Genomic DNA, 24,190 nt, shown 5'->3' with positions numbered 1-24,190 from the left:
CGGCCGCAGGAGTTCGACAGGTGCCGGGGGACGACCGAGCGGAGACGTTTGTGAGCTTGCACGTCGCGGTCGACTTCGGCACCTCCAGCACCTGCGTGGTCATCTCGGTCGACGGTCGCGAGCCACAGGTGGTGATGGTCGACGGTCAGCCGCTCGTCCCGTCCGCGGTGTTCGCCGCCGTGGACGGGACGCTGTTCGTCGGCCGCGAGGCCGAGCGGCAGGCGGGCATCGACCCCTCGCGGTACGAGCCGCATCCGAAGCGGCGGATCGACGAGGGGGAACTGCTGCTGGGCAGCACGGTCCTGCCGGTGTTGGACGTGGTTCACGAGGTGTTGACCCGGGCGGTCGGCGAGGCGCGCAGGCTCGCCGACGGCGCACCGGTCGATCTGCTGGTGCTGACGCATCCGGCGGACTGGGGCGCCATGCGCACCAGGGTGCTGCGGCAGGCGGCGCACGGACTGGGCCGGGAGTTCATCCTGATCGAGGAGCCCGCCGCCGCCGCCGTGTTCCACGCGGGCACCAGGAGCGGGGCCGCGGTGGGCGTGGGGCCGTTGGCGGTGCTGGATCTCGGCGGCGGGACGGTCGACGCCAGCGTGGTGCGCAGGCGCGGCGCGCGCTTCGAGGTGCTGGCGAGCAAGGGCATTCCCGACTACGGCGGCGCCGACATCGATCAGGCGCTCCTGGAACATCTCGGCGTCGAAGTGGGCGGGCACGACCCGGCCGCGTGGCAGCTGCTCGTGGCGGGGCGCGAACTGGCCGACCGACGACGTCGCCGGGTTCTGCACCAGGACGTGCGCGGGGCGAAGGAGACGTTATCCCGGCACACGTTCACCGATGTGCCGATGCCGCATCCCTTCCCGGACGCCCATGTCACCCGGGCGGACCTGGAACGGCTGATCCAGCCCGACGTGACCAGGGCGGTCGACCTGGTGACCGCCACGACACAGGACGCGGGGCTCCAGGCGGGCGACCTGGCCGGTGTCTTCCTCGTCGGCGGCTCCAGCCGGATTCCGCTCGTCGCGCGGCTGGTGCACGAGCGGATCGGCGTCGTGCCCACCACCTTGGACCAGCCGGAGACCGTCGTGGCCCGCGGCGCGCTGCGGGCCGCCGCGCTCGATCCGGAACGCACCAGCGGGCTGCCCGCCCCTCGGCAGGGACCGCCGCGCGCCGTCGGCCCCGTGGGTTCGCCCAACCCGCCGGGCCCGACCACTCCGACGGGTGCCGGCATGCTCCGCACCCCGCCGGGGCCGCCGCTGCCCGGTCCGTCGGACGGCCGCCCGATCCCGCCGTCCGCCGCGCCCCGCTCCCGCTCCCGGCCGCGGCCCGTGTCCGCCGTAGGGCACGCCGGGCAGCCGCTCTCGACGACGGCCTCCGCCGCAGGCGGCTCGACGGCGCTGCGTCGCTGGGCGCTGCCGGTGGGGCTGGGCGTGATCGTGCTGGCCGGTCTCGTCACCGCGCTCGCGTTCTTCCTGGCCGACGGGCGCAGCGATCCCGGCACGGCGCTCGCCGGCGGTGGTGCGAGCGAACCGAGCGAGCCCGGCGTGGACGACGGCGGCGAGTTCGATGGAGACGCCTTCGGCGTCGGTCTGGAGATCGCCCAGTACGACTACCGCTTCGCCGTTCCGACGGGCTGGGAGCAGAGCGGCGGCGACGCACAGCGACGCTCGGTGCAGATCCGACCCGTCGACTCGCCGCCGGACACGGACCTGATCGTCGTGGAGGAGTGGCTGTTGGACTACGACAGCGACGCCGACCGGGAACGGGCCCTCGACGAGGTGCGTCGAAGCTATGACGCGGCCAGCGAGGAGGTGTCCGGCCTGGACGAGGCGGCTCGGTTCGCGGGCCGGGAGGTCGTCCACTATCGACAGCGGCTGTCCTCGGCCGAGGTCGACTGGTACGTGTACTTCGACGGCGACGTCCAGGTGAACGTGGGCTGTCAGCACACCGAGGCGGGTGCGACGGCCGTCGCACAGGCCTGTGAACAGGTCGTCGAGAGTCTGACGGTCACCAGATGAGAACGAGCCGGTCCGGCACGGCGGCGGGCCGCTGCGTCGGGACGGCCGCACACGACGGCCGCGAGACAGATCGACGAGACGGATCGACGAGGCGGTCGGCTGCGGCGCGGCCGGGGAGAGCGAGGAGCTTGAGGCGATGAGCGGATCTCAGGAGGCGTTGGCGAGGCTGCGCGGCGTGGTGTCCGGTGCGGTGGGCCGGGGACGCCAGGCGGCGGTGCGGGCCAGGGAACAGGGCGACCGCTTCCGCGCCGACAGTCGGGAGCTCGCCGAGAAGGTGGATCGTCGCGCGGCGAAGCCGACGCGAGACGACGTCACGTCCGAGGAACTGCGAGCCTCCGCGACGGCGTTTCGCGAGGGCGCCGGTCTGTCCGTTCCGACACTTCCCTCGGGTGAGGAATTGTTGGCAGAAGCACAGAAAGCGGAGGAAGCGAGGCGCGCGATGCCCGCGCCGTTTCGGAAAGCACATTCTCCCGCCGGGCTCCAGACGTTCGGTGAAGACGAGGATGACGATTTTTCGCAACAGCGAATACTCGGCTGACCTGCGCATTTCACGCTGATCGTTTACGGGCGCAACGACAGGCGTTCACGGGCGCAACGACTTCGCCGAAGTGTCGGACAAGGCGGAACCGAATCTGGCAGTCTTTGCGTCGCACCACGGAACACATCGACTTGAGCATGAATGGGGAGCCCTCAGATGGCTGACGCTTTCGGCACTACCACCGACGAGATGGTCACCGCGGCCAGCGACGTCGCCTCCGCGAACGAGGAGATCACCGCCGTCCTCGCCAGCCTCCAGTCGACCGCCGGCGGCGTCGCCGGTCTCTGGCAGGGCGCTGCGGCCCAGCAGTTCGAGCGGCTGATGGAGGCCGCCGACGCGGCAGGCAAGAGCATCAACTCGGTGCTCGAGGAGATCGGCATGAACCTGGCGGGCTCGGCCGAGATGTACGCCCGGATGGAAGAGGAAGAGTCCAGCAACATCAGCAGCCTCGGCGGCCGACTCGAAGGCCTGTGACAGTCGGGTCCGCCCGCGTCACCTTCCGCGACACCCCATGCGGTCTCCGCATGGCTGCATTCGGCAGACCTCGAACTTCGGCACTGAAAGGAGCCCACGACCATGGGCGGCGCAATCAAGGTTAGTTTCTCCACCATCGTCAACGCCTCGGAAGAGGTGACCAACGCGGGGAACCAGACCGAGGAGATCCAGAACAACCTGAAGTCTCGGCTCGCCCCGATCGTCTCCAGCTGGGAAGGTCAGGCGCAGGCGAACTGGCAGGAGGTGCAGGGCCGCTGGGACCAGAGCGCCCAGCAGCTCCGCGAGGCCATCGCGGCCATCGGTAGCGCGCTCGCCGCGGCCGCCGAGAACTACCAGGCCGGTGAGGCCGCCAACGCCGCGCGCTTCTCCTGAGTCGTTCGACATGAGCAGGCCGTCGCCGCCCTGTGCGCGGTGACGGCTGGTCAGAGCGGGTGCACTCCGGCCCGCTCGACCGCGGAGAACGGGCTCCCCCGGCGCCGATCGGCGTCCGCGGCGGGGCCCGTTCCGCTGCGTGCGGAGGGGTCGTTTTGACCCGGCGAAGCAGCAGCGGGTATCTTCCCTCTTTGTTGTGCGGTGCGCGGTGAGAGCTGATCCGGCGCGTTCCTCGGTGCGGAGGCATCCAACTGAGGGGGCCGCAGTAACATCCTGGAGCCCATCCATTCCGATGCGAACGACGACGAGGTAGATCCGTGCGCACGTACAGCCCGAAGCCTGGCGAGGTGAAGCGCGCCTGGCATGTGATCGACGCCGAGGACGTGGTGCTCGGCAGGCTCGCCACCCAGGCAGCGATTCTGCTGCGTGGCAAGCACAAGCCCAGCTATGCCCCGCACGTCGATACCGGTGACTTCGTCGTGATCGTCAACGCCGAGAAGGTGGCCCTCACCGGCAACAAGCGTGACGACAAGTTCGTCTACCGCCACAGCGGCTACCCCGGCGGTCTGCGGAAGAGGACGTTCGGCGAGGCGCTGGAGAAGCAGCCGGACCGCCTGCTGGAGAAGACGATCAGGGGCATGCTGCCGAAGAACCGGCTCGGCCGGGCGATGGGCAGCAAGCTGAAGGTCTACGCAGGCTCCCAGCACCCCCACGCGGCGCAGTCGCCGCAGGCGTTCGAGATCGGCAAGGTGGAGAAGTGACCGCCCCAGAACATGGTTCGGAAGAGAACGTGAACGACGCCGTCGAGGCCGTTCAGGACGAGACGGTCGAGGCGCCGGAAGGCGTCGAGGTCGAGGTCGCGGTCGACGAGGTCGCCGACGGTGAGATCGCGGACGGTGAGATCGCCGAGGGCGCGCTCGCCGAGGGCGAGACCTTCGAGTCGGACGACGAGCACCTGTTCGACGACGAGGAGGCCCCGGTCGCCTTCGTCAGCGGCCCGGTGCAGACGGTCGGCCGCCGCAAGGAGGCCGTGGTCCGCGTTCGCCTGGTGCCCGGCACCGGCGAGTTCAAGCTCAACGGCAAGGCCCTCGAGGATTACTTCCCCAACAAGGTCCACCAGCAGCTCATCAAGGAGCCGCTGGTGACCCTGGAGAAGGTCGAGGCGTTCGACGTCTTCGGGAACCTGCACGGCGGCGGCACCTCCGGCCAGGCGGGCGCGCTGCGTCTCGCCATCGCCAGGGCGCTGATCGAGGTCGACGCCGACGACCGACCGGCACTGAAGAAGGCCGGTTTCCTCACTCGCGACTCGCGGGCCAAGGAGCGTAAGAAGTACGGCCTGAAGAAGGCCCGTAAGGCGCCGCAGTACAGCAAGCGCTGATTCGGGTCCTGCTTCTGGGCAGGCAGTGAGCGGGAGCAGTCATCGCCGAAGGGCGAAGGCTGCTCCCGTTGTCGTCTGTAATCCCTGCGGCGCCTTTCAGCGCGGCGCGATGAGGAGGTTTCTTCGACCATGGCCCGGCTCTTCGGCACTGACGGAGTGCGTGGACTCGCCAACGCGGATCTGTCCCCGGAACTCGCACTGTCCCTGGCCTCGGCGGCGGCCGAGGTGCTGTCCGAGCATTCGGAGAGTCGTCGACCGGTCGCCGTGGTGGGCCGGGACCCCAGAGCGAGCGGGGAGATGCTGGAGGCGGCGGTCACCGCGGGCCTGAGCGCCGCGGGCACCGACGTGCTGCTGGTCGGAGTCCTGCCGACGCCTGCGGTGGCCTATCTCGTCGGGGAGCTGGATGCCGACTTCGGCGTGATGATCTCCGCCTCGCACAATCCGATGCCGGACAACGGCATCAAGCTCTTCGCCCAGGGCGGGCACAAGCTGCCGGACGCCTTGGAGGACGAGATCACCGCCCGGCTGGGCAAGGCGGTGCGCAGGCCGACGGGCGGTGCGATCGGGCGGGTGCGACCGGTCGCCGACGCGGACAGCCGCTACGCGGACCACCTCCTGGTCGCCACGCCGCAGCGGCTGGACGGCCTGCGGGTCGTCGTGGACTGCTCGCACGGCGCCGCCTCCTTCGTCGCCCCGGACGTGTTCCGCCGGGCGGGAGCCGAGGTCGTCGCGCTGCACGCGGATCCGGACGGACGCAACATCAACGACGACTGCGGCTCCACGCACATGGACCACCTGCGGGCGGCCGTGCTGCGGCACCAGGCCGACGTGGGCATCGCCCATGACGGCGACGCAGATCGCTGCCTGGCCGTCGACGAGGCGGGCGGGCTGGTCGACGGGGATCAGATCCTCGCCGTGCTGGCGCTGGCCCTGCGCGAGGCGGGCGAGCTGGCCGAGGACACGCTGGTGGCGACGGTGATGAGCAACCTGGGTCTGCACCTGGCCATGCGGGAGAACGGGATCACGCTGCGCACCACGGCGGTGGGGGACCGGTACGTGCTGGAGGAGCTGCGGGCGGGTGGGCTCTCGCTGGGCGGTGAGCAGTCCGGCCACGTCGTGCTGCCCTCGCACGCGACCACCGGTGACGGGCTGCTGACCGCGTTGCGGCTGATGGCCCGGATGGCCTCCACCGGCAAGCCGCTGTCCCACCTGGCCTCGGTGATGCGACGCCTGCCGCAGGTGTTGATCAACGTCACGGTCGCGAACAAGGCGGCGGTGGCCGAGGCGCCCGAGGTGGCCGCCGCCGTCGCCGAGGTGTCTGCCGAGCTGGGCGAGAACGGCCGGGTGCTGCTGCGGCCCTCCGGCACCGAGCAGATCGTGCGGGTGATGGTGGAGGCCACCAGCCAGGACATCGCCGACGCGGCGGCCCGCAGGCTCGTCGACGTCGTCTCATCGGTGGGCTGACGAACCCCTGTCGGACCGCACGCGGCCCCGCGCCTCTCACCGGAGGCACGGGGCAGGCGGCAATGTCAGTTTCGCGTTAGCAAGTTGTTGGAAGGTGTCCCCCCGCGACGCCTGTAGGCCTGCGATCCTGGGAACCGAAGATCGGGCCGTCACGTCGGAGCACAGACGCGCCCGTCGACCTGACGGCATGGCGGAATATGGGACGGGGGGCCAATGAGCGACAATTACCAGACTACTCTGGATGAGATGTCGTCCATCGGTGGACAGATCGAGGGAGAAGCCGAATCGATCGACGAGCAGGCCACCGCGCTGGCGCAGAGCGTGCTCGGACCGAGTGATTTCGGGGGCGAGAAGTACCATTCTTACGGCGAGAACTATGCCGCGGGCATAGACGATAAGCTGGTGAAGGCCGTCCAAGAGTACGCCCGCCAGGCACGCGCGCTGGCGGAAAACGTCACGCAGTCTTACCGAACCTACTCGGCGCTCGAGGACGAAGAGGCCGCGCGGATGCAGGGGCTGGGCTGACGGTGCTGACGAGGGTGGAGTGAGCTGGCTATGGCAGACGAGCGCGTAAATATGCAAGATGATTCTCCTTCTGATGAGGAGATTCAGCAGATCATCGATGATCCGGGTATCCCGGATGCGCTGCGGAAGCAGATCATCGCCGAATGGGCGGGCAGCTATCGCGGTCGGGACGACGAGCCGCTGCCCGATCACGTGCAGGCAGCCGTCGACCGGCACGGAGCGCATGGCGCCGTCGAGACCTGGCGCCAGGGACAACAGGCCAACGCGGTGGTCGAGTCCGACGAGCACTACGGAAACGACCTGTGGGGACAGGGCCTGTACGCCGGAGTCGGAGAACACGACCTCGCCCAGTCCATGGAGGAGGCCAGGTCGATCCAGGAGTCCCTCGAGCGGCGCGAGGGCAATCGAAACCACCTGGACGACGCGGCGAGCGCGCACGAGAGCGGCTCCCCGTCGGGAGACTCGACCTCCAAGCCCATGTTCGACGCGGGTGCGGTCGGTCTGGAGTTCTTCCATAACTTCATCCCGCAGTACAACGACTGGGCGGGGGGATCGCTCGACTACGACGCGATCTGCCGTAGTTATGACGAGCAGCGTGAGGTGGCTTTCGGCAGGTTTCAGGCTGAGCTTGACCGTTTGAACGGCGTCTATGACGCGCTGGACACGATCAGGGAGAACTTGAGAGGCCATGGCAGCGCGTTGGCGCAGGTCTGGTCCGGCGGCGCGGCAGCTCAGGCGCAGAACCAGATTCACAATTTTTTGACCAATTCCGATACCTTCATGACGAAGTTCAAAGAATTGGTCACCACGCTGGAGTCGTCCGCACTGGGGGCCGAGGAGGCCTGCTATTATAAAGCGGATTTCATGTGGATCTTCGAGCCGGATGCGACGGAACTCGGCGGCGCGTATTCGCCGAATCAGGTCGAGCTGCTGATCCGCGTCGCGCGTAAAGAGGCCAATGACGAGGAGCTGGCCTCGATCGCGAGTCAACTCGGTGTTCAATACGATACCGGCGGCTGCGGGGACAATGTTCCGGACTCGATCAAGGAGGAGGCCGCACGCGAGGCGAGCCGGTGGCTCAACGCGTGGCTGATTCCTCGGATGGAGGGGCACAAGGCCCAGTTCGATGATGCGTGCGTCGCTACCGACGGACTGCTCATCGAGGCATGGGGCCAGTTGAACGATGCCCTGGCCGACATCGGGCCCGAGATCTTCGACGCGGTCACTGACGGTGGCGGATACGACGGCGGCGGCAACGGCTCCGGCGGCGGCAACGGCTCCGGCGGCATGCCCGATATGGGCGGGGGCGGCGGCGGGTCCGGCGGCGGCAGCGGCGCGGGAGCGGGCGGGGGCGGGGCGCCCTCGATGCCCGACCTGCCGCCCGGTGGGCTGCCCAGCGCCCCCGAGGCGCCCGAGATGCCGGAGGTCCCGGACCCCGGCCCGATGCCCGAGATCGGCGACCTTCCGCCGGGCCTCCAGGGACCGGACAGCCCCGGCACGGGCACCCCGGAGGACCCGTTCCGGGTGACCCCGGAGGTGCCCGGCGGCCCGGTCACCATCGAGAACGGCGACGACGAGATCATCGTCCACCCGCCCGGCGACGACGGTCGAGTGGAGTTGGAGATCCTCGGGCCGGACGGCGACAAGCAGAGTTACGAGATCGACTTCGGCCCGGGCGGGCCTGGCGGTCCTGGCATGCCCGGTGGTCCTGGCGGGCCCGGCACCGTTCCCGGTCCGTATCAGACCATGCCCGCGCCCGCGGAGACGCCGTTCGGGCCGGGTGCGCCGAGCACGATGCCGGGCGAGGCGTTCGGGCCCGACGGCGTCTCCGGCTGGGAACGGCCCGAGGACGGCACGGCCCGGCCGATCCAGCTGGACTCCGACGGTCAGGCGGTCATCCAGGACGGCGACTCGACCATCAACGTGCAGCCCGCCCCCGGCGGTCAGGGCGGATACCTGATCACGGTCGAGGACGGCGAGGGCAACTCGACCAGCTACGTGACCGAGTTCGGCGGCGGCGGCGATCCGTTGGCCGACCGGGTCGGCAACGGTCTGCGTGAGCGGCCCGACGGCTTCCAGACGATGCCGCAGCAGGTGACGCCGGACCTCCGACCCGGCGGCGACGGACCTCGCTTCGAGGGACCGTGGCAGAGCCCGGGGGGCGAGCGGGCCCAGCCGATCGGGGCACAGGGCTTCGGCGGACCCGGCCAGCAGGCCCAGTTCGGCCCGGGTCAGTCCTTCGGCCCCGGCGGTTACGAGCAGCAGGGTCCCGGCGGCGGTCCGGGCGCGTTCGGTCCGCCCCAGACGATGCCTGCGGGCGGGGGCGGCTTCGGTCCGCCGCAGGGCTTCACCCCGCCCGGCTTCACCGCTCCGGAGGGCGTCGGCCCGTCGCCGGGCGGCGGCCAGGACGGCCCGCCCGGGATCTCGGCGGCGGCCGCCCACTCCTCCGGTCCGGGGATGCCCGGACCGGCGGGGCCGCACGGCTTCGCGCCAGGCGGCGGTGCCGCCGCCGCGTGGGGTCCGCAGCCGGACGCACCGGGCACGGCGCCCTCCACCAGCACTCCGCAGGCACCACCCGCAGGCCAGGCGGGCTTCGGCGTGCTGCCTGACAGCGGCCCGCCCGGCCAGCCCGGTCCGGGCCAGTCGGGCCAGCTGAATTCGGCGGGCTCGGGCGGCGGCCAGAGCAGCGCGGGCGGCGGCATGATGGGCGGCATGGCAGGCGGAATGGGCGGCGGAGGCGGCGGCGCTCAGGGCGGTGGCGAGAATCAGGAACGCGGTGCGAGCCAGTGGCGTGTGCAAGGCGAGCTGTTCGACGCGGGCGAGGCCGCCAAGACCACTAATCGAATCCGCGCGCTGCTCGGTGACGACGACTGACCAGAGAGGCCGACCGGTGATAAGGGAGAGGGGGATCGGTGGAAGGCAGGGCTGCCCGACTTCGCGCTGAATTCGACTCCCGGCTGCGCTCCTTACGGGAGAACCGGGAGTACTACCGCGACAAGTCGGCACAGATGAACAAGGACGCCGCGGAGGCGACCAAGAAGACCACGGACCGCTGGGGCAAACGGATCACCGCCTTACAGCGGTGGGCGAAGGAGAAGGAGAAGCAACAGGCCGACCCGTTCGGCAGACGCCAGTCGGAGCAGACGCTCAACGTCGACTACGACGCGGAGGAGATGCGCGACGCCTCCGCTGAGATCGACGAGATGGAGCGGCTGATCGCAGCCGAGGCGGCGAGCACGGGACACCAGGGGCAACAGGCTGCTCCCGGCCCCGATCCTGCTCCGCCGAGGGCCGAACCCCCTCCGCCGCCGCAGATCGCCCGCCCGGGCCCCGTGCCGCAGCGGCCGCCCGCGCGTCGACGTCGCGACGAGGACGACGACGAGGACTTCTCGGCGGGCAACTGGCTCCAGTAGGCAGCGGGTTCGAGCCGCCCGGTCGGCGACAGGCGTGGTGTCTGACGGGATGGGCTCGACCAGACGGAAGGGGTGTGCGCCGGCAGGGGCACACCCCTTCTCCATCGTGGTCGTGACTGGTGTCAGGCCTGTGTCTCGGCAGGATCCAGGGATCGTCCGTCGTCCTCGGCTCCCGTGACGCCGGTCGGCGGTCCCGTCCGCGGGACGTCGGAGGGCGTCGAGCAGTGGCGAGGGCGAGCCTGCGACCTCTACCGACCCGGCGGCGGACCGGGCGGGGGAGTCGGCGGAGCGCCGATGCCGTGCCCCGCGCCTTCGTGTCCCTGCCAACCCGGCCCGGCCTGCGTACCTGGTCCGCCCTGCCAACCCGGTCCGCCCTGCCAGCTGGGCCCGCCGGGCGCTGTCTGCCCGCCGGGGCCCGGCCCGCCGCCGGCCCGCGGCGTCGCGGAACTTCCCTGGGCCGCCCAGCTCAACGGGGGCACGAAGGGCAGCACGATCAGGGCGATCGCGCCCGCCGCCAGACAGGCGGCCATCACCCAGTCTCCGGTGTCCGGAGCCTCGGCGCTCCCGCCGAAGACGACCCCGACCAGCACGCCGACACCGATGCCGCCGAGGACGATCAGCACCTGGGCGACGCGTCGGATCAGGGTGATGAGCGTGACACCGAGCAGCGGAAGCACGGTCGCCGCCGACGCGAGCATCGTGAACCCGTTCATGAACCAGCTCAGCGGGAAGAAGAGCAGCAGATTGCTGAAGACCACCGCGGGCGTCACCGCGATCGCGACGAGCACGATCCCGAGGATCAGCGAACCGATTGTGGGCCTGCGGGGGCCGCCGCGGCCGGGCGGAGGCCCGGATGGGAACGGGCCCGGGACGGTCATCCCCGGGGGCGGCAGCCCGGGACCAGGCTGCCCGGGACCAGGCTGACCGAACTGCGGATGAGATCCGGGGACCTGCTGCGGCATCGGGCCGCTCGGTGGTCCGCCGAATCCCGGTGCCCCGAAGCCCTGCGGTGGGTGGTGACCAGGCGGAAATGGCCCGCCGGGCGGCCCTGCCTGTGACATGTCTCGCTCCCTACTCTGATGTCGCGTCGATGTGAGCGCCGAGTCTGGTCGAGCTCGGGAGCTCGAGGCAGCCGTTCCTGCTGATCCGCCGGTCGGCTCTGGCCGATTCGATCGTCTGGGTGAGCCCGCACCTGGGAGCGGCCCTGCTCGCGCCGAGCCGTCGCCGCCGTCCACCCGGCAGGCGGGTCAGTGACCTCGCATGGGCGGCTGCGGTGCTCCGGGCGGCATCGGACCGGGGCCCGTGCCGGGGCCTGCGGGGCCGAGGGGCGCGCCGCCGGGGTACCCGCCGCCCCCGGGCCGCCCGCCGACGGTCTTGCGTGCCGCCTGCGAGAGCGGCGGCACGAGCGGCAGGACGATCAAGGCGATGGTGCCCACCGCCGCGCTCGCCGACAGCCAGATCGGCAGGGACGCCGGATCGCCGATCAGCCCGATGACGGCGATGACGCCGGAGAACCCGCCGCCGAGCCCGATGATCACCGCCTGACTGATTCGGCGGCCGTGGTGGATGAGCGCCGCGCTGAGGATCACGATCAGGCAGACGATCCCGCTGAGCGGGGCGGGCGCGAAGAGACCGAGACCGGCGGAGCCCCACTCCAGCATCGCGGGGATGCCGAGGATGGCGAGCGGCATCGCCGCCAGACAGACGAGCAGGATGCCGAGCACCAGCATGCCGACCGACGGCCCGCCCCAGGATGCGAGCGGTCTGTTCCCCTGGCCGGGCAGCCCGCCGCCCGGCGGGCCGTAGACACCGGGCGGGCCGAAGCCGCCTGGTCCGGGACCGCCGGGCGGTCCCATGACGCCGCCGGGCTGGCCAGGCGGTGGCGGCCCGCCCGCGAACCCCGACTGTCCACCTGGGCGGGATCCGCCCGGTCCCTGTATCGGCGGGCCCGGCGGATGTTGTGGTGGTAGCGACATGTCGTGCCCCCGAACTCGGCGTCAACGGTGTGCCAGGCGTGACCGGACAAGGCTATCGATCGTGTGGTGTGGGCGAGGTCCGGCGAGGCCTCGATCGTCATGGTGCCGAGATCGGGACGGAACGCGGCCTCCGCACCACGGAGTCTGGATGCACCGTGTCCGGTCGCTCCCGGCGGCGCGGGCGGTCTCTCGCGTCGCCGGGGTGCCGGACGGGCCGTCACGTCGCGATGCCTCGGGGAGGCGCCGCGGCGGCCGCACCTCCGGGCAGTGCGGACGACCGACCGCCGCGACGTGCCAGGCGCGGCGGGAGCATGGACTCCGGTGTGGCGGATTCCTGCGCCGGCCTCTCCATGAGGTCTTGCCCGCCGATCGGTCGTGCGTCGAGGTCGAGGCGGGAGCGAGCCGGGCGGGTCGCGGCGGCCGGCTGAATCCGGACCTGGGAGGCCGGGGCGGACACCACGACGTCCGTGGCGCGAGCCGAGCCGGGGCGAGCCGAGGAGCCTGCTCGGCCGAGCCGATTCAGCCGGTCTCGGCCAGTGCCGTCACGGGCAGGCTGCGCCTGCTGAACTCCAGGCGCGCGCCCGACACGTCGTTCTCCAACAGCGGGTCCATGTCGCGGTTGCCGGTGAGCACTCGGAGCAGGAACGCGGTCGTCAGCGCGGTCGCCAGTCGCCGAGGGCCTCGGGACGCGCGGCCGTCCATCAGCAACTCGCTCCAGTGCCGTCCCTCGGTGACGCCGAGGTGGTCCGCCTTGGTCAGCGTGCGGAGCTGGACAGGTCCGGCCCAACCGTGCGCGAGCGGCTCGGCGGTGGCCTCCGGCGGGGCGACCCGATCCTCACCGCCCGCCAGATGCAGCGCGGGCACCCGCACTCCGCCGCCCGCGACGACCGCCGACGGACGTGACTCGGTGGGTGAGATGGTCACCACTGTCCGGATGCGCGGTTCCTCGGCGGCGGCGATGACGGCCGCCCCGCCGCCGAAGGAATGACCGACGACGCCGAGGCGGTCGGCGTCGACGCTGATCCGCCCGTCGCCCAGCCGTACTCCGGTGCACACGTCGAGCGCGGTGCGCAGGTCGGCGGCGAAGAGCCGATGCGAGGGCAGCGGTCCGCGGTGGGTGGCAGGCGCGGCGACGACGATTCCCCAGGAGGCCAGGTGCCGCAGCAGCGATCGATAACGCGGCAACGGCTGCATCCAGCCGTGCCCGAAGGCGACCGCGGGCAGGTCGGAGCCGCGACGCGGCGTGACGACGAGGCCGGGCAGGCCGACCAGGGCGAGGTCGCCGTAGAGCACGTGATGCGGTCCCGGTCTGCTCAGTTCGGCGAGCAGCTTCTTGGCGGAGGCGGCCATGAACGACGACGGTAGTCGATCAGACGGCCGGGGGCCGCGCTGACCCGAGATCGGAGTACGCCGTCGGCGGACTCGACTGATCGAGACTGGTCTATACCAAAACGGGCCCGAGTGGGCGTGCTACCTGCGATGATGCGGGGGTGTCGTAGGCGAGGAACGCACGCCGCCGCCGGCTTACGCTGTGGCTGTGTGCGGAATCGTCGGATATGTGGGCCATCAGCAGGCACGTGACGTGGTATTGGCCGGGCTGCGGAGGCTGGAGTACCGGGGCTACGACTCCGCGGGCATCGCCGTGGTCGACGGCGGGCTCGCGGTGGAGCGCAAGGCAGGCCCGCTGCGCAACCTGGAGGCACGCCTCGACGAGGTGGGCCGCGACAGGTTCGAGGGGAACACCGGGGTCGGGCACACGAGGTGGGCCACCCACGGTGCGCCCACGGATCGCAACGCCCACCCGCACACCGATGCCGCGGGACGCGTCGCCGTCGTGCACAACGGCATCATCGAGAACTTCGCCCAGCTGCGCGCCGAGCTGGAGTCCGCGGGCGTGGAGATGGCCAGCGACACCGACACCGAGACCGCCGCGCACCTGATCGCCCGCGCCTACCTCGGCGTCGACGGCGGCGACTCCGAGGGAGACCTCCCCGCCTCGGTGCGTGCGGTGTGCCGCAGGCTGGAGGGCGCGTTCACCCTCGTCGTCACCCACCTGGATGAACCAGACATGATCGTCGCTGCTCGGCGCTCCTCCCCGCTGGTGGTGGGCGTCGGCGACGGCGAGACCTTCGTGGCCTCCGACGTGGCCGCCTTCATCGAACACACCAGGAACGCGGTCGAGCTGGGGCAGGACCAGGCGGTCGTGATCGACCGGGACGGCTACCGGGTCACCGACTTCCACGGTGCCGAGATCGCCCCCAAGACCTTCCGCGTCGACTGGGACCTGGCCGCCGCCGAGAAGGGCGGCCACGAGTACTTCATGCTCAAGGAGATCGAGGAGCAGCCCGAGGCGCTCGCCAACACGCTGCGCGGCCACTTCGCCGACGGCCGGATCGTCCTGGACGAGCAGCGGCTCGCCGACCAGGACCTCCGCGAGATCGACAAGGTCTTCGTCGTGGCCTGCGGATCGGCCTACCACTCCGGTCTGGTCGCCAAGTACGCCATCGAGCACTGGTGCCGGCTTCCGGTGGAGGTCGAGCTGGCGAGCGAGTTCCGTTACCGCGACCCGGTGCTGGACCGAGACACGCTGGTCGTGGCGGTCTCGCAGTCGGGTGAGACGGCCGACACGTTGGAAGCCGTCCGGCACGCCCGGGAGCAGAAGGCCAGGGTGCTGGCGGTCTGCAACACCAATGGCGCCCAGATCCCCCGCGAGTCCGACGCGGTGCTCTACACCCATGCGGGCCCCGAGATCGGGGTGGCCTCGACGAAGGCCTTCCTCGCTCAGATCGCGGCGAACTACCTCGTCGGCCTGGCCCTGGCCGGCGCGCGCGGCACCAAGTATCCGGACGAGGTGGCCAGGGAGTTCCATGAGCTGGAGGCCATGCCGGAGGCCGTCGGCCGGGTGCTCGGCACGGCGGGCCAGGTGCGGGAGCTGGCGGCGGGCCTCGCCGACTCCAAGGCGGTGCTCTTCCTCGGCAGACACGTCGGCTACCCGGTCGCGCTGGAGGGCGCCCTCAAGCTCAAGGAGCTCGCCTACATGCACGCCGAGGGCTTCGCGGCGGGCGAGCTCAAGCACGGCCCGATCGCGTTGATCGAGGAGGGCCTGCCCGTGGTGGTCGTCATGCCGTCCTCGAAGGGCCGGGCGACGCTGCATTCGAAGCTGCTGTCCAACATCCGGGAGATCCAGGCGCGGGGCGCGCAGACGATCGTCATCGCCCAGGAGGGGGACGAGACGGTCCGGCCGTTCGCCGACCACCTCATCGAGGTGCCCGCGGTGTCGACGCTCCTTCAGCCGTTGGTGTCCACCGTCCCCCTGCAGATCTTCGCCGCGGAGATCGCCAAGGCCAGGGGGTACGACGTCGACAAGCCGCGCAACCTCGCGAAGTCCGTCACGGTCGAGTGAGTCGCCGCGCTCGGCCGGTCTCCCGCGCTCCACGGGGGAGGCCGTCGGGCCGTCCCGTTCTCGCCGCGGGTGGGTGCACCGCTGCTCGTCGGCACATGTCGAGCGCGGTAGCGCGACGGGTTCCGGGTCCGCGATCCGCACCAGAGCCGCCTGCGGCGCCTCGACGCTCCGCGCCCGAGGCGGAGTCGACGAGACGGCCGTGGTGAACGCGGCGGCTCCGGCGCCTGCGATCCGATGGCGAACGCGGCGGCCGTGGTGACGGCGCGGCGCGCACCCGACCCGCGCGGCCGCCGCGACGCGCGGACGAGGTCGCCTCGAACGAGGTTCCAGTCGAGCCTGGCAGGCTTGCCGCCATGATCGTGGGGATCGGCACCGACCTGGTGGGCGTGGTCCGTTTCGAGGCGGTGCTCGCCCGCACCCCCGACCTCGTCGACCGGGTGTTCTGCCCCGAGGAGCGGGTCACCGGATCGGGCGGGCGCCGGACGGCCCGCTCGTTGGCGGCGCGGTTCGCGGCGAAGGAGGCGGCGGCCAAGGCGCTCGGCGCCCCGGCGGGCTGCGGTTTCCGCGACTGCGAGGTGATCTCCGGACCCGACGGCAGGCCGACGCTGCGGATCACCGGGGTCCTCGCGCGGCATGCCGAGCGCCTGCGGGTGCGACGTTGGCACGTCTCGTTGACCCATGACGCGAACCTCGCCGCCGCCGTCGTCGTCGCCGAGGGCGACGAGCGGGCCGCGGCTCGGGACGAGTCCGCCGAACCGGCGACGTCGTAGCGCGGCCGCCGTCCCTGCCGCCCTGTCACGTGAGCGGTCGTAGGAATGGCGGCGCATTCGGTGACGGGGCTGCTCCGGACGGGGAAGAGACGCCGGTGCGGCCGTCGCCTGCCCGATCGTCCTCGGGCGACGACGGCGGGGCGATGCTCCACGGGGACCCATGACCGCGGTCGGGCGATGACCGGTCGGGTGTTCTGCCTGCCGCTTCAGCGCCCCGCCGCCCCGCGGCGCGGCCGGCGTCGGCGACCCCGAATCACCCGTATTCGACGCGCATCGCCCGCGTCCCGGTGCGAAGCGGGCCCGCGGTCGTCAGGATGGGTGATCGTGATCCTCGAGGTGTGGTGACAGGCGGCGCGGGAGGAAGGAAGCCGGATGCGCGGAGTGTGGACCCCCGACCAGGTGCGGGCGGCGGAGGAGCGACTCGGCAGGCACGTTTCCGAATCGACCCTCATGTACCGGGCGGCGTTCGGCGTCGCCGTCGCCGCCGCCGAACTGCTTCGCGATCGGATCGGCCGGGTGGCGGGCTCTCGGGTGGCGCTGCTGGTCGGCGCGGGCAGCAACGGCGGCGACGCCCTCTGGGCGGGCGCGTTCCTGCGCCGCCGGGGTGTGCGGGTGGACGCCGTACTGCTCGCCCCCGACCGGGCCCATCCGGCCGGGCTGGCGGCGCTGCGCGCGGCGGGCGGCCGAGCGTCGGCGGCGGGTGCGGGTCAGGTTGTCGTCTCGGATGAGGCCGCCGAGGTGGTCGGGCGCGCGGATCTCGTCATCGACGGGATCGTCGGCCTGTCGGCTCGCGGCCCGTTGCGGCCCGCGGCCGCCGCACTCGTCGCGGCCGTCACGGCTCCGGTGCTGGCCGTGGACCTGCCGAGCGGAGTCGACCCCGGCACCGGCGCGGTCGACGGACCCGCGGTGTCGGCGACTCGCACGGTGACCTTCGGTGGACTCAAACCCGGTCACGTCCTCGGCGCGGGCGTCGCGCACTCGGGGCGCGTCGACGTCCTGGACATCGGGCTGGCCGAGGCGCTGGGCCCGCCGGAGCTCTCCCTGCTCGACCCCGCCGATCTGCGGCGAGACTGGCCGGTGCCCGGCCCGACGGACGACAAGTACAGCCAGGGCGTGGTCGGCGTCGCGGCGGGTTCCGCCGTCTTCCCCGGCGCCGCCGTGCTGGTCACCGGGGCCGCGGTGCACGCGACCTCGGGCATGGTGCGGTACGCGGGGCCGGCCGCCGACGTCGTGCGGGACCACTGGCCGGAGGCGGTCGTCACCGGGACCGTCGCCGACGCGGGACGGGTGCAGGCCTGGTCCGTCGGTCCGGGCATCGGCACCGGCGAGTCGGGCCGCGAGGTTCTCCGGCATGTCCTCGGCTCGGGCCTGCCCGCCTGCGTCGACGCCGACGCCATCACCCTGCTCGCGCACGACGAGACTCTCTGGGACCTGCGTGATCCGGGAGTGCCTCTGGTCTTGAGTCCGCATGCCGGGGAGTTCGCCCGGCTGGCCGGTCCGGTGGGCGTCGACCGCGTCGCCTCGGTGCGTCGCGCCGCGGCGCGGTTCGACGCCGTCGTCCTGCTCAAGGGCAACACCACGGTCATCGCCGCCCCGGACGGGCGTGTCCTGGTCAACGAGGCACGGGGATCCTGGGCGGCCACGGCAGGCTCCGGGGACGTCCTCACCGGCCTGATCGGGGCGCTGCTGGCCGCCGGACTCGACCCGTGGTCGGCGGCGGGCAACGCGGCGCTGCTGCACTCCACGGCCGCCGACCTCGCCGCTCGGGGAGCCCCCATCGGGGCGTCCGCCCTGTTGGCCGCCGTCCCTGCCGCGATCCGCCGATTCCGCCGCACCGAAGGCTGAGCCCGCTGTCGGCTGAGCCCGCGCCGTGGTCGAGCCTGATTCGCACGGCGGTAGTGCCGGCTCGGGGTTCGGGGCCGGACTTCGAGGACCGAGCGCCCTCCCTCCGAGAACCCGGGTCCTCTCCGGGGGCGAGCCGTGTCCTCGGCGGCCGCGTCGCACGGAGTCGCCCGCACCTCGCCTCGGTCGGAGCGCCCGGCACGGGACCGTCCGCGAACAGCGGTCGGCCTGAGGCGCACGGCATCCGCCGGCCGGAGCCGTCCCCACGGTGTGAAGTCCGCGCCGCCCCCGTGTCGGCGTCGGGCGGCCCCGGGGAGTACGCCCGGTCGTCGCGTGCCGAGCCGGTCCTCTCGCCGCGGCCTTGTGACACCATGGCCGAGTCATGGACGCACATCAGACGGTGCCTCCGTCTCGGGCCGAACTGGTCGTGGACGCCGAGGCGATCAGGCAGAACGTCGCCCTGCTGGCCGAGACGGCTCGACGCTCCGGCGCGGCCACGATGGCGGTGGTCAAGGCCGACGGCTACGGACACGGCGCGCTGACCGCCGCGAACGCCGCGCTGGCGGGCGGCGCCAGGTGGCTGGGCGTGCGTTCCCAGGCGGAGGCCCTGCACCTGCGGGCGGGCGGCGTCACCGCCGACGTCCTGTGCTGGCTGCACGAGCCCGACGAGGACTTCACCGAGGCGGTCCGACAACGGGTCGCCGTCTCGGTCGCCGCTCCGAGGACCCTGCACTCGCTCATCGCCGCCGCCCGCCGAACCGGACTCGTCGCCCACGTCCACCTGAAGATCGACACCGGGCTGAGCCGCAACGGCGCGACCGGTGCGGACTGGCCGGGTCTGGTCGCCGCGGCCGCCGAGGCCGAGCGGGCCGGGCACGTCGTCGTCGATGCCGTCTGGTCGCATCTGGCCTGCGCGGACGAGCCGGGACACCCGTCGATCGACGCCCAGGCGGCGCGGTTCGACGAGGCATGGCAGACGGCCCGTGCGGCCGGACTGCGCCCGCTGCGACACCTCGCCAACTCCGCCGCCACGCTCACTCGTCCGGACCTGCACTTCGACCTCGTTCGGCCGGGCATCGCCTGTTACGGCCTGAACCCGGTGGCCGACCACACCGACGTCCGGCTGCGCCCGGCGATGACGCTGCGCAGCAGGGTCGTGCTGGTGAAGCGGGTCGCGGCGGGCGAAGGCGTGTCCTACGGCCTGACCTGGACGGCGGCGCGCGACACGACCTTGGCGTTGATCCCGATCGGGTATGCCGACGGCGTGCCCCGGCTGCTCTCGGGCCGGATGTCGGTCTGGCTGGCGGGCGCGCGCAGGCCGATCGCGGGCCGGATCTGCATGGACCAGTTCGTGGTGGACTGCGGCGACGACGTCGTCGAACCGGGTGATCCCGTCGTGCTGTTCGGACCCGGCGATCACGGCGAGCCGACCGCGACGGAGTGGGCGGACGCGATCGGCACCATCGACTACGAGATCGTCACCGGGATGCACCGGCCCAGAGGACGCCGGATCGTCGTCGACGGCGGGCCGGTCCTCCTCGACGCGGGGCGGGCACGCTCCGAGCAGCACGCGGAGGCGGACGAATGAAACCGTGGCATGTCGTGGGCGTCGTCGGCGGGCTGGTCGGCGCCGCGTTGGGCGGGGCCGCCGTCGGCGTCGCCGCGCAGAGCGCCCGGTTGGCCGCTCGGCGCGCGGTCGAGGAGGACCCGCTGGCGGCCGAGCTGTTGGGGGCGCTGACGCCCGACCACGAGTACACGGTGGCCGCCGACGACGGGATCCCGATCGCCGTCGAAGAGGTCGGCCCGGCCGACGGCGGCGAACCGGAACTCACCGTCGTCCTGGTGCACGGCTATGTGCTGGACCGCCGATGCTGGCACTTCCAGCGGCGGGACCTCCCGTCGATGACCGGCCCCCGTGTCCGGGTCGTCTCCTACGACCAGCGCAGTCACGGCCGGTCCGGCCGCGCGCCGCGATCGTCCTCGACGATCGAGCAGCTGGGGCGCGATCTGGCGGGCGTACTGCGGGTGGCCGCGCCGGAGGGTCCGCTGGTGCTGGTCGGTCACTCGATGGGCGGCATGACGATCATGGCGCTGGCCGAGCAGTATCCGGAGCTGTTCGTCGAGCGGATCAAGGGCGTCGCCCTGATCGGCACGTCGGCGGGCGAGCTGGCGAAGTCCGGTCTGTCCCGATCATTCCTGAATCGACGTAACCCGATGACCAGAGGACTGGGTCGGGTGGCCTCCTGGCAACCGGAGCTGTTCGAGATGGTGCGCCGGGCGGGCGGTGGCATCACCAGAAGCGGGGTGCGGTCGATCGCCTTCGGCGACCGGAAGGCGAGCCCGCATCTGGTCGAGCTGATGGCGGAGATGATCACGGCGACGCCGTTGCAGGTCGTCACCGACTTCCTGGAGACGCTGGGCACCCACGACCGCTACACGGCGCTGGTCGGGCTGCGACACTGCGAGGTGCTCGTGCTCGGCGGCGATGCCGACCGGATCACGCCGTTCTGGCATTCGGAGGCCATCGCCGAAGCACTGCCGAACGCGGAGTTCGTGCGAGTCGAGGGCGCGGGGCACATGGTGATGCTGGAACAGGCGGACCGGTGCACCGAGGCCGTGCGCCAGCTCGTGCGCCGGGTCAGCGGCCGACGCACGGCACCGGTCCGACCGGAGGAGGCCGAGGCATGAACGAGCACGACAGGCCCGAGGCAGGCCCGCGGAGCCTCGTGGGCACGGCTTGCGCCCACGGGATCGGCACGCCCCCCGGCCGAGCCGACGGCACGCGACGCGGGCCGGACCTCGTCCCAGACGGCTCGGCGGAGCTGTGCCGGACCCTGCCCACGCCCGCCGACACCCATGAGCTCGGACGGCGGCTGGGCGGAGTCGTCGAGGCGGGCGACCTGGTGGTGCTCGCGGGCCCGCTCGGGGCGGGCAAGACCGCGTTCACCCAGGGCATCGGCGCGGGCCTCGGCGTCCTCGGGCGCGTCACCTCCCCGACCTTCGTCATCGCCCGGCTGCACCGACCCGCCCCGGACGGCCGAGGAACGGCCCTGGTGCACGTCGACGCCTACCGGCTCGGGGGCATCGGCGAGCTGGAGGATCTCGACCTCGGGCTCGATCTGGACCGCGCCGTGGTCGTCGTGGAGTGGGGCGAGGGGCTCGCGGAGTCGCTGACCGACGAACACCTGCTGGTCCGGATGGATCGCAGGCCCGACGACACACGCGAGGCGGTGCTGACGGCGGCCGGGCCCTCGTGGACCCGCAGGCTCGCGGCACTCTGAGCCGCCGCCGCACCAGCGTCTCGTCGTCTGCCCGGCACGGCACACCCGCCGCGGTGACCCGTCGTCCGGCCGGAGTCCGGACCGTCTGATCCGAGACGGGGGCGGCCGGTCGCCCCGCCCGTCGGCGGCTCGTTCCGCTACCCCCGGCCGGCCAGCTCCTCGGCCACCGCCTCGGCCGCGCGGCGCAGGGCGGGCAGCAGCGCCGCCTCGCCGACCCGCCGCATGCGGTCCTGGGGGCCGCTCACCGAGACGGCCGTGGGCGTTCCCGCCGTCGGGACCGCCATCGCCAGGCAGCGCACCCCGAGTTCCTGTTCCTCGGCGTCGACCGCGTGACCCGCGTGGCGGATCCGCCGCAGCTCGTCGATCAGCGCGTCGGGCGTGGTGATGGTGTGCTCGGTCTGTGCGGGCATCCCGGCGCTGCGAATCAGGTCCAACGCCTGCTCCTCCGGGAGCAGCGCGAGCACCGCCTTGCCCACCGCGGTGCTGTGGGCGGGCACCCGCCTGCCGACTTCGGTGAACATCCGCATCGAGTGCGGAGACGGCGCCTGGGCCACGTAGACGAGCTGGCTGCCCTCCAACACCGCGAGGTTGGCGGTCTCGCCCGTGGCCTCGGTCAACTCCGCCAGCCGCGGGCGAGCCCAGGTGCCCAGCGCGCGGCCCGCCGTCTCGCCGAGTCTGATCAGCCCGGAGCCCAGTGCATAGCGCCGGTCCGGCCGCCTGCGGACGTAGCCGCACCGCACGAGGGTGCCGAGCAGTCGGTGAATGGTGGGCGTCGGCAGTTCGGCCGCCTCGGCGAGGCGGCTCAGCGTCATCTCGCCGCCCGCGTCCGCCAACAGCTCCAGCAGGCGGAGGCCGCGTTCGACGGACTGCACCCCGCCGGACGGTGCCGGGGCGTGCCGGGCTGGATCGTCTCGGGACATCCGAATGGGACTCCGCTTCTGTCCGGTCGGCGAGGTGCTTCTCGCGCCCGTGTCGAACAGCTAGTCTAGCTATCGCAGTTCGGAAAGATAGTTTCACAATGCGGAAAAGGGAGTGCTCATGTCCGATCAGGCCGAGCAGGGCGCCCAGGTGCTGGGAGCGGCAGTCGACCGAGGCGAGGAGATCCTGACGCCCGCGGCGCTCCGATTCCTGGCCGGTCTGCATCGCCGATTCGACCCGCGACGGCGCGAACTGCTGTCCAGGCGCGTGATGCGCAGAGAGGAGGCCGTCCGCCGCGGCGGACTGGACTTCGCTCCGGAGACGGCGGAGATCCGCAAGGCCGACTGGCAGGTCGCGCCCGCGCCCGCGGACCTGCGGGATCGGCGCGTCGAGATCACCGGACCCACCGAGCGGAAGATGACGATCAACGCGCTCAACTCGGGTGCGAAGGTCTGGCTCGCCGACCTGGAGGACGCCAACACCCCGCACTGGACGAACGTCGTCGGCGGCCAGGTCAACCTGTTCGACGCCGTGCGGCGGACGATCGCCCACACCTCGGCGGATGGGCGCTCGTACACCCTTCGCGAGGACGTCGAACCCGCGGTGATCATCGTGCGGCCCCGCGGCTGGCACCTCACGGACGGACGCCTGCGCGTCGACGGCGAACCGATCGCCGGGGCACTCGTCGACTTCGGCCTGCACTTCTTCCACAACGCCGCCGAACTGCTGTCCAGGGGGAGCGGTCCGTACTACTACCTGCCCAAGCTGGAGAGCAGCCTGGAGGCCCGCCTGTGGAACGACGTCTTCGTCCACGCGCAACAGGAACTCCGGGTGCCGCTGGGCAGCATCCGGGCCACCGTGCTGATCGAGACCATCCCGGCCGCCTTCGAGATGGACGAGATCCTCTACGAACTGCGTGAGCACGCCTCGGGATTGAACGCCGGTCGCTGGGACTACCTGTTCAGCATCATCAAGACGTTCCGCGACGCGGGCGACTCCTTCGTGCTGCCCGATCGCGGCGGCGTCACGATGACCGCACCGTTCATGCGCGCCTACACCGAACTGCTCGTCCGCACCTGCCACCGCCGCGGCGCCCACGCCATCGGCGGCATGGCGGCCTACATCCCCAACCGGCGCGACGAGGCGGCCACCGCCACCGCCCTGGCCAAGGTGCGCGAGGACAAGCAGCGCGAGGCCGGCGACGGCTTCGACGGCTCATGGGTCGCCCATCCCGATCTCGTCCCGCTGTGCCGAGAGGTCTTCGACGAGGTCTTGGGCGACGCGCCGAATCAGCTCGGCCGGACCAGGCCGGACGTGCGAGTGGAGCCCCGACAGCTGCTCGACGTCGCCTCGGCGGGCGGCTCCGTCACCGAGGGCGGCCTTCGCGCGGCCGTCGACGTCGGCATCCGATATCTGGTCGCCTGGCTGGGCGGCAACGGAGCCGTCGCCATCCACAACCTGATGGAGGACGCGGCCACGGCGGAGATCTCCCGTTCGCAGCTCTGGCAGTGGGTGCACAACGGGGTGCAGCTGGACACGGGAGTCACCGTGGACGTCGAACTGGTGCGTGCGGCCGCTCAGGAGGTGCGCGAGTCGCTGCGGGCCGAGCTGCCCGCCGAGCAGGCAGGCAGGATCGACGAGGCCGTGGAGCTGTTCGAGGAGGTCGCGCTGGCCGAACGCTTCGTCGACTTCCTCACCCTGCCCGCGACGGAACTGCTGCCGTAGCGGGCCCGGGCGTACGAGCGGGCGGTGGGCGGCGTCCGGGACGCGGCACCATCCCGGTGCATGCCACGGAGCTAG

At 72.0% G+C, this 24,190-nt stretch carries 21 protein-coding genes; 17 read left to right on the top strand and 4 right to left on the bottom strand.

Annotation, left to right across the window (positions count from 1 at the left end; all coding sequences use genetic code 11):
- Positions 1-50 precede the first annotated feature (50 nt).
- The 10 genes from AHOG_RS25995 to AHOG_RS25950 all read left to right on the top strand — a co-directional run bounded on the left by AHOG_RS25995 (position 51) and on the right by AHOG_RS25950 (position 10,200).
- Positions 51-2,015, top strand: coding sequence for a type VII secretion-associated protein (locus tag AHOG_RS25995; RefSeq protein WP_093943662.1), 1,965 nt, complete (start codon positions 51-53; stop codon positions 2,013-2,015).
- Positions 2,016-2,151: 136 nt separating this feature from the next.
- Positions 2,152-2,553 carry a hypothetical protein gene (locus AHOG_RS25990; RefSeq protein WP_093943661.1) on the top strand — a complete coding sequence of 134 codons (402 nt, stop codon included), beginning with the start codon at positions 2,152-2,154 and terminating at the stop codon, positions 2,551-2,553.
- 156 nt (positions 2,554-2,709) lie between these two features.
- Positions 2,710-3,027: a WXG100 family type VII secretion target gene (locus AHOG_RS25985; RefSeq protein ID WP_157737044.1), complete on the top strand. Its 318-nt coding sequence runs from the start codon at positions 2,710-2,712 to the stop codon at positions 3,025-3,027.
- A 102-nt stretch (positions 3,028-3,129) separates the two neighbouring features.
- Positions 3,130-3,420: a WXG100 family type VII secretion target gene (locus tag AHOG_RS25980; RefSeq protein ID WP_093943659.1), complete on the top strand. Its 291-nt coding sequence runs from the start codon at positions 3,130-3,132 to the stop codon at positions 3,418-3,420.
- A 317-nt stretch (positions 3,421-3,737) separates the two neighbouring features.
- A complete protein-coding gene (rplM, locus tag AHOG_RS25975; RefSeq protein WP_093943658.1) occupies positions 3,738-4,181 on the top strand; it encodes a 50S ribosomal protein L13 in 444 nt (147 codons plus the stop codon).
- A 194-nt stretch (positions 4,182-4,375) separates the two neighbouring features.
- Entirely contained in the window at positions 4,376-4,798 is a 423-nt protein-coding gene (gene rpsI, locus AHOG_RS25970) for a 30S ribosomal protein S9 (protein ID WP_221439137.1), read from the top strand.
- Positions 4,799-4,927: 129 nt separating this feature from the next.
- Positions 4,928-6,262 carry a phosphoglucosamine mutase gene (gene glmM, locus AHOG_RS25965; protein ID WP_093943656.1) on the top strand — a complete coding sequence of 445 codons (1,335 nt, stop codon included), beginning with the start codon at positions 4,928-4,930 and terminating at the stop codon, positions 6,260-6,262.
- Between the two features lie 213 nt (positions 6,263-6,475).
- Positions 6,476-6,787, top strand: a complete 312-nt coding sequence (locus AHOG_RS25960; protein ID WP_093943655.1) for a hypothetical protein — start codon at positions 6,476-6,478, stop codon at positions 6,785-6,787.
- Between the two features lie 51 nt (positions 6,788-6,838).
- Positions 6,839-9,661, top strand: a complete 2,823-nt coding sequence (locus AHOG_RS25955) for a WXG100 family type VII secretion target (protein WP_093943654.1) — start codon at positions 6,839-6,841, stop codon at positions 9,659-9,661.
- Positions 9,662-9,699: 38 nt separating this feature from the next.
- Entirely contained in the window at positions 9,700-10,200 is a 501-nt protein-coding gene (locus tag AHOG_RS25950) for a hypothetical protein (protein WP_093943653.1), read from the top strand.
- Between the two features lie 248 nt (positions 10,201-10,448).
- Here AHOG_RS25950 and AHOG_RS25945 read toward each other — a convergent pair whose 3' ends face one another.
- The 3 genes from AHOG_RS25945 to AHOG_RS25930 form a co-directional block, all read right to left on the bottom strand.
- A complete protein-coding gene (locus tag AHOG_RS25945; RefSeq protein WP_093943652.1) occupies positions 10,449-10,988 on the bottom strand; it encodes a hypothetical protein in 540 nt (179 codons plus the stop codon).
- A 459-nt stretch (positions 10,989-11,447) separates the two neighbouring features.
- On the bottom strand, positions 11,448-12,056 hold the full coding sequence (locus AHOG_RS25940; RefSeq protein ID WP_157737043.1) for a hypothetical protein: 609 nt from the start codon (positions 12,054-12,056) through the stop codon (positions 11,448-11,450).
- 639 nt (positions 12,057-12,695) lie between these two features.
- Positions 12,696-13,526 carry a dienelactone hydrolase family protein gene (locus AHOG_RS25930; protein ID WP_093943649.1) on the bottom strand — a complete coding sequence of 277 codons (831 nt, stop codon included), beginning with the start codon at positions 13,524-13,526 and terminating at the stop codon, positions 12,696-12,698.
- 187 nt (positions 13,527-13,713) lie between these two features.
- On the opposite strand from AHOG_RS25930, the gene glmS reads away from it, so the two are divergent.
- The 6 genes from glmS (at position 13,714) to tsaE (ending at position 21,472) form a co-directional block, all read left to right on the top strand.
- On the top strand, positions 13,714-15,579 hold the full coding sequence (gene glmS / locus AHOG_RS25925) for a glutamine--fructose-6-phosphate transaminase (isomerizing) (protein WP_093943648.1): 1,866 nt from the start codon (positions 13,714-13,716) through the stop codon (positions 15,577-15,579).
- Positions 15,580-15,932: 353 nt separating this feature from the next.
- The gene (locus AHOG_RS25920; protein ID WP_093943647.1) at positions 15,933-16,349 is read left to right on the top strand and encodes a holo-ACP synthase; all 417 of its coding nucleotides are present in this window, start codon (positions 15,933-15,935) and stop codon (positions 16,347-16,349) included.
- Between the two features lie 372 nt (positions 16,350-16,721).
- Positions 16,722-18,194, top strand: coding sequence for an NAD(P)H-hydrate dehydratase (locus tag AHOG_RS25915; protein WP_093943646.1), 1,473 nt, complete (start codon positions 16,722-16,724; stop codon positions 18,192-18,194).
- 379 nt (positions 18,195-18,573) lie between these two features.
- Complete coding sequence (alr, locus tag AHOG_RS25910) at positions 18,574-19,779, top strand: alanine racemase (protein ID WP_093943645.1); 1,206 nt, start codon at positions 18,574-18,576, stop codon at positions 19,777-19,779.
- Entirely contained in the window at positions 19,776-20,879 is a 1,104-nt protein-coding gene (locus tag AHOG_RS25905) for an alpha/beta fold hydrolase (RefSeq protein ID WP_093943644.1), read from the top strand. Before alr ends, AHOG_RS25905 begins: the two co-directional genes overlap by 4 nt.
- Positions 20,880-21,013: 134 nt before the next feature.
- Positions 21,014-21,472: a tRNA (adenosine(37)-N6)-threonylcarbamoyltransferase complex ATPase subunit type 1 TsaE gene (gene tsaE, locus AHOG_RS25900; RefSeq protein ID WP_157737110.1), complete on the top strand. Its 459-nt coding sequence runs from the start codon at positions 21,014-21,016 to the stop codon at positions 21,470-21,472.
- Positions 21,473-21,609: 137 nt separating this feature from the next.
- Here the strand turns inward: tsaE and AHOG_RS25895 are convergent, their stop codons facing one another.
- On the bottom strand, positions 21,610-22,392 hold the full coding sequence (locus tag AHOG_RS25895; protein ID WP_093943642.1) for an IclR family transcriptional regulator: 783 nt from the start codon (positions 22,390-22,392) through the stop codon (positions 21,610-21,612).
- A 118-nt stretch (positions 22,393-22,510) separates the two neighbouring features.
- Between AHOG_RS25895 and aceB the strand changes: the two genes are divergently transcribed.
- On the top strand, positions 22,511-24,115 hold the full coding sequence (gene aceB, locus AHOG_RS25890) for a malate synthase A (protein WP_093944822.1): 1,605 nt from the start codon (positions 22,511-22,513) through the stop codon (positions 24,113-24,115).
- Positions 24,116-24,190: the final 75 nt, after the last annotated feature.

Origin of the sequence: Actinoalloteichus hoggarensis, from assembly GCF_002234535.1 — a bacterium.
GTDB classification, from domain to species: Bacteria; Actinomycetota; Actinomycetes; order Mycobacteriales; family Pseudonocardiaceae; genus Actinoalloteichus_A; species Actinoalloteichus_A hoggarensis.
The sequence above is the reverse complement of the archived record's forward strand: the minus strand, read 5'-3'. Positions and strand labels throughout refer to the sequence as shown.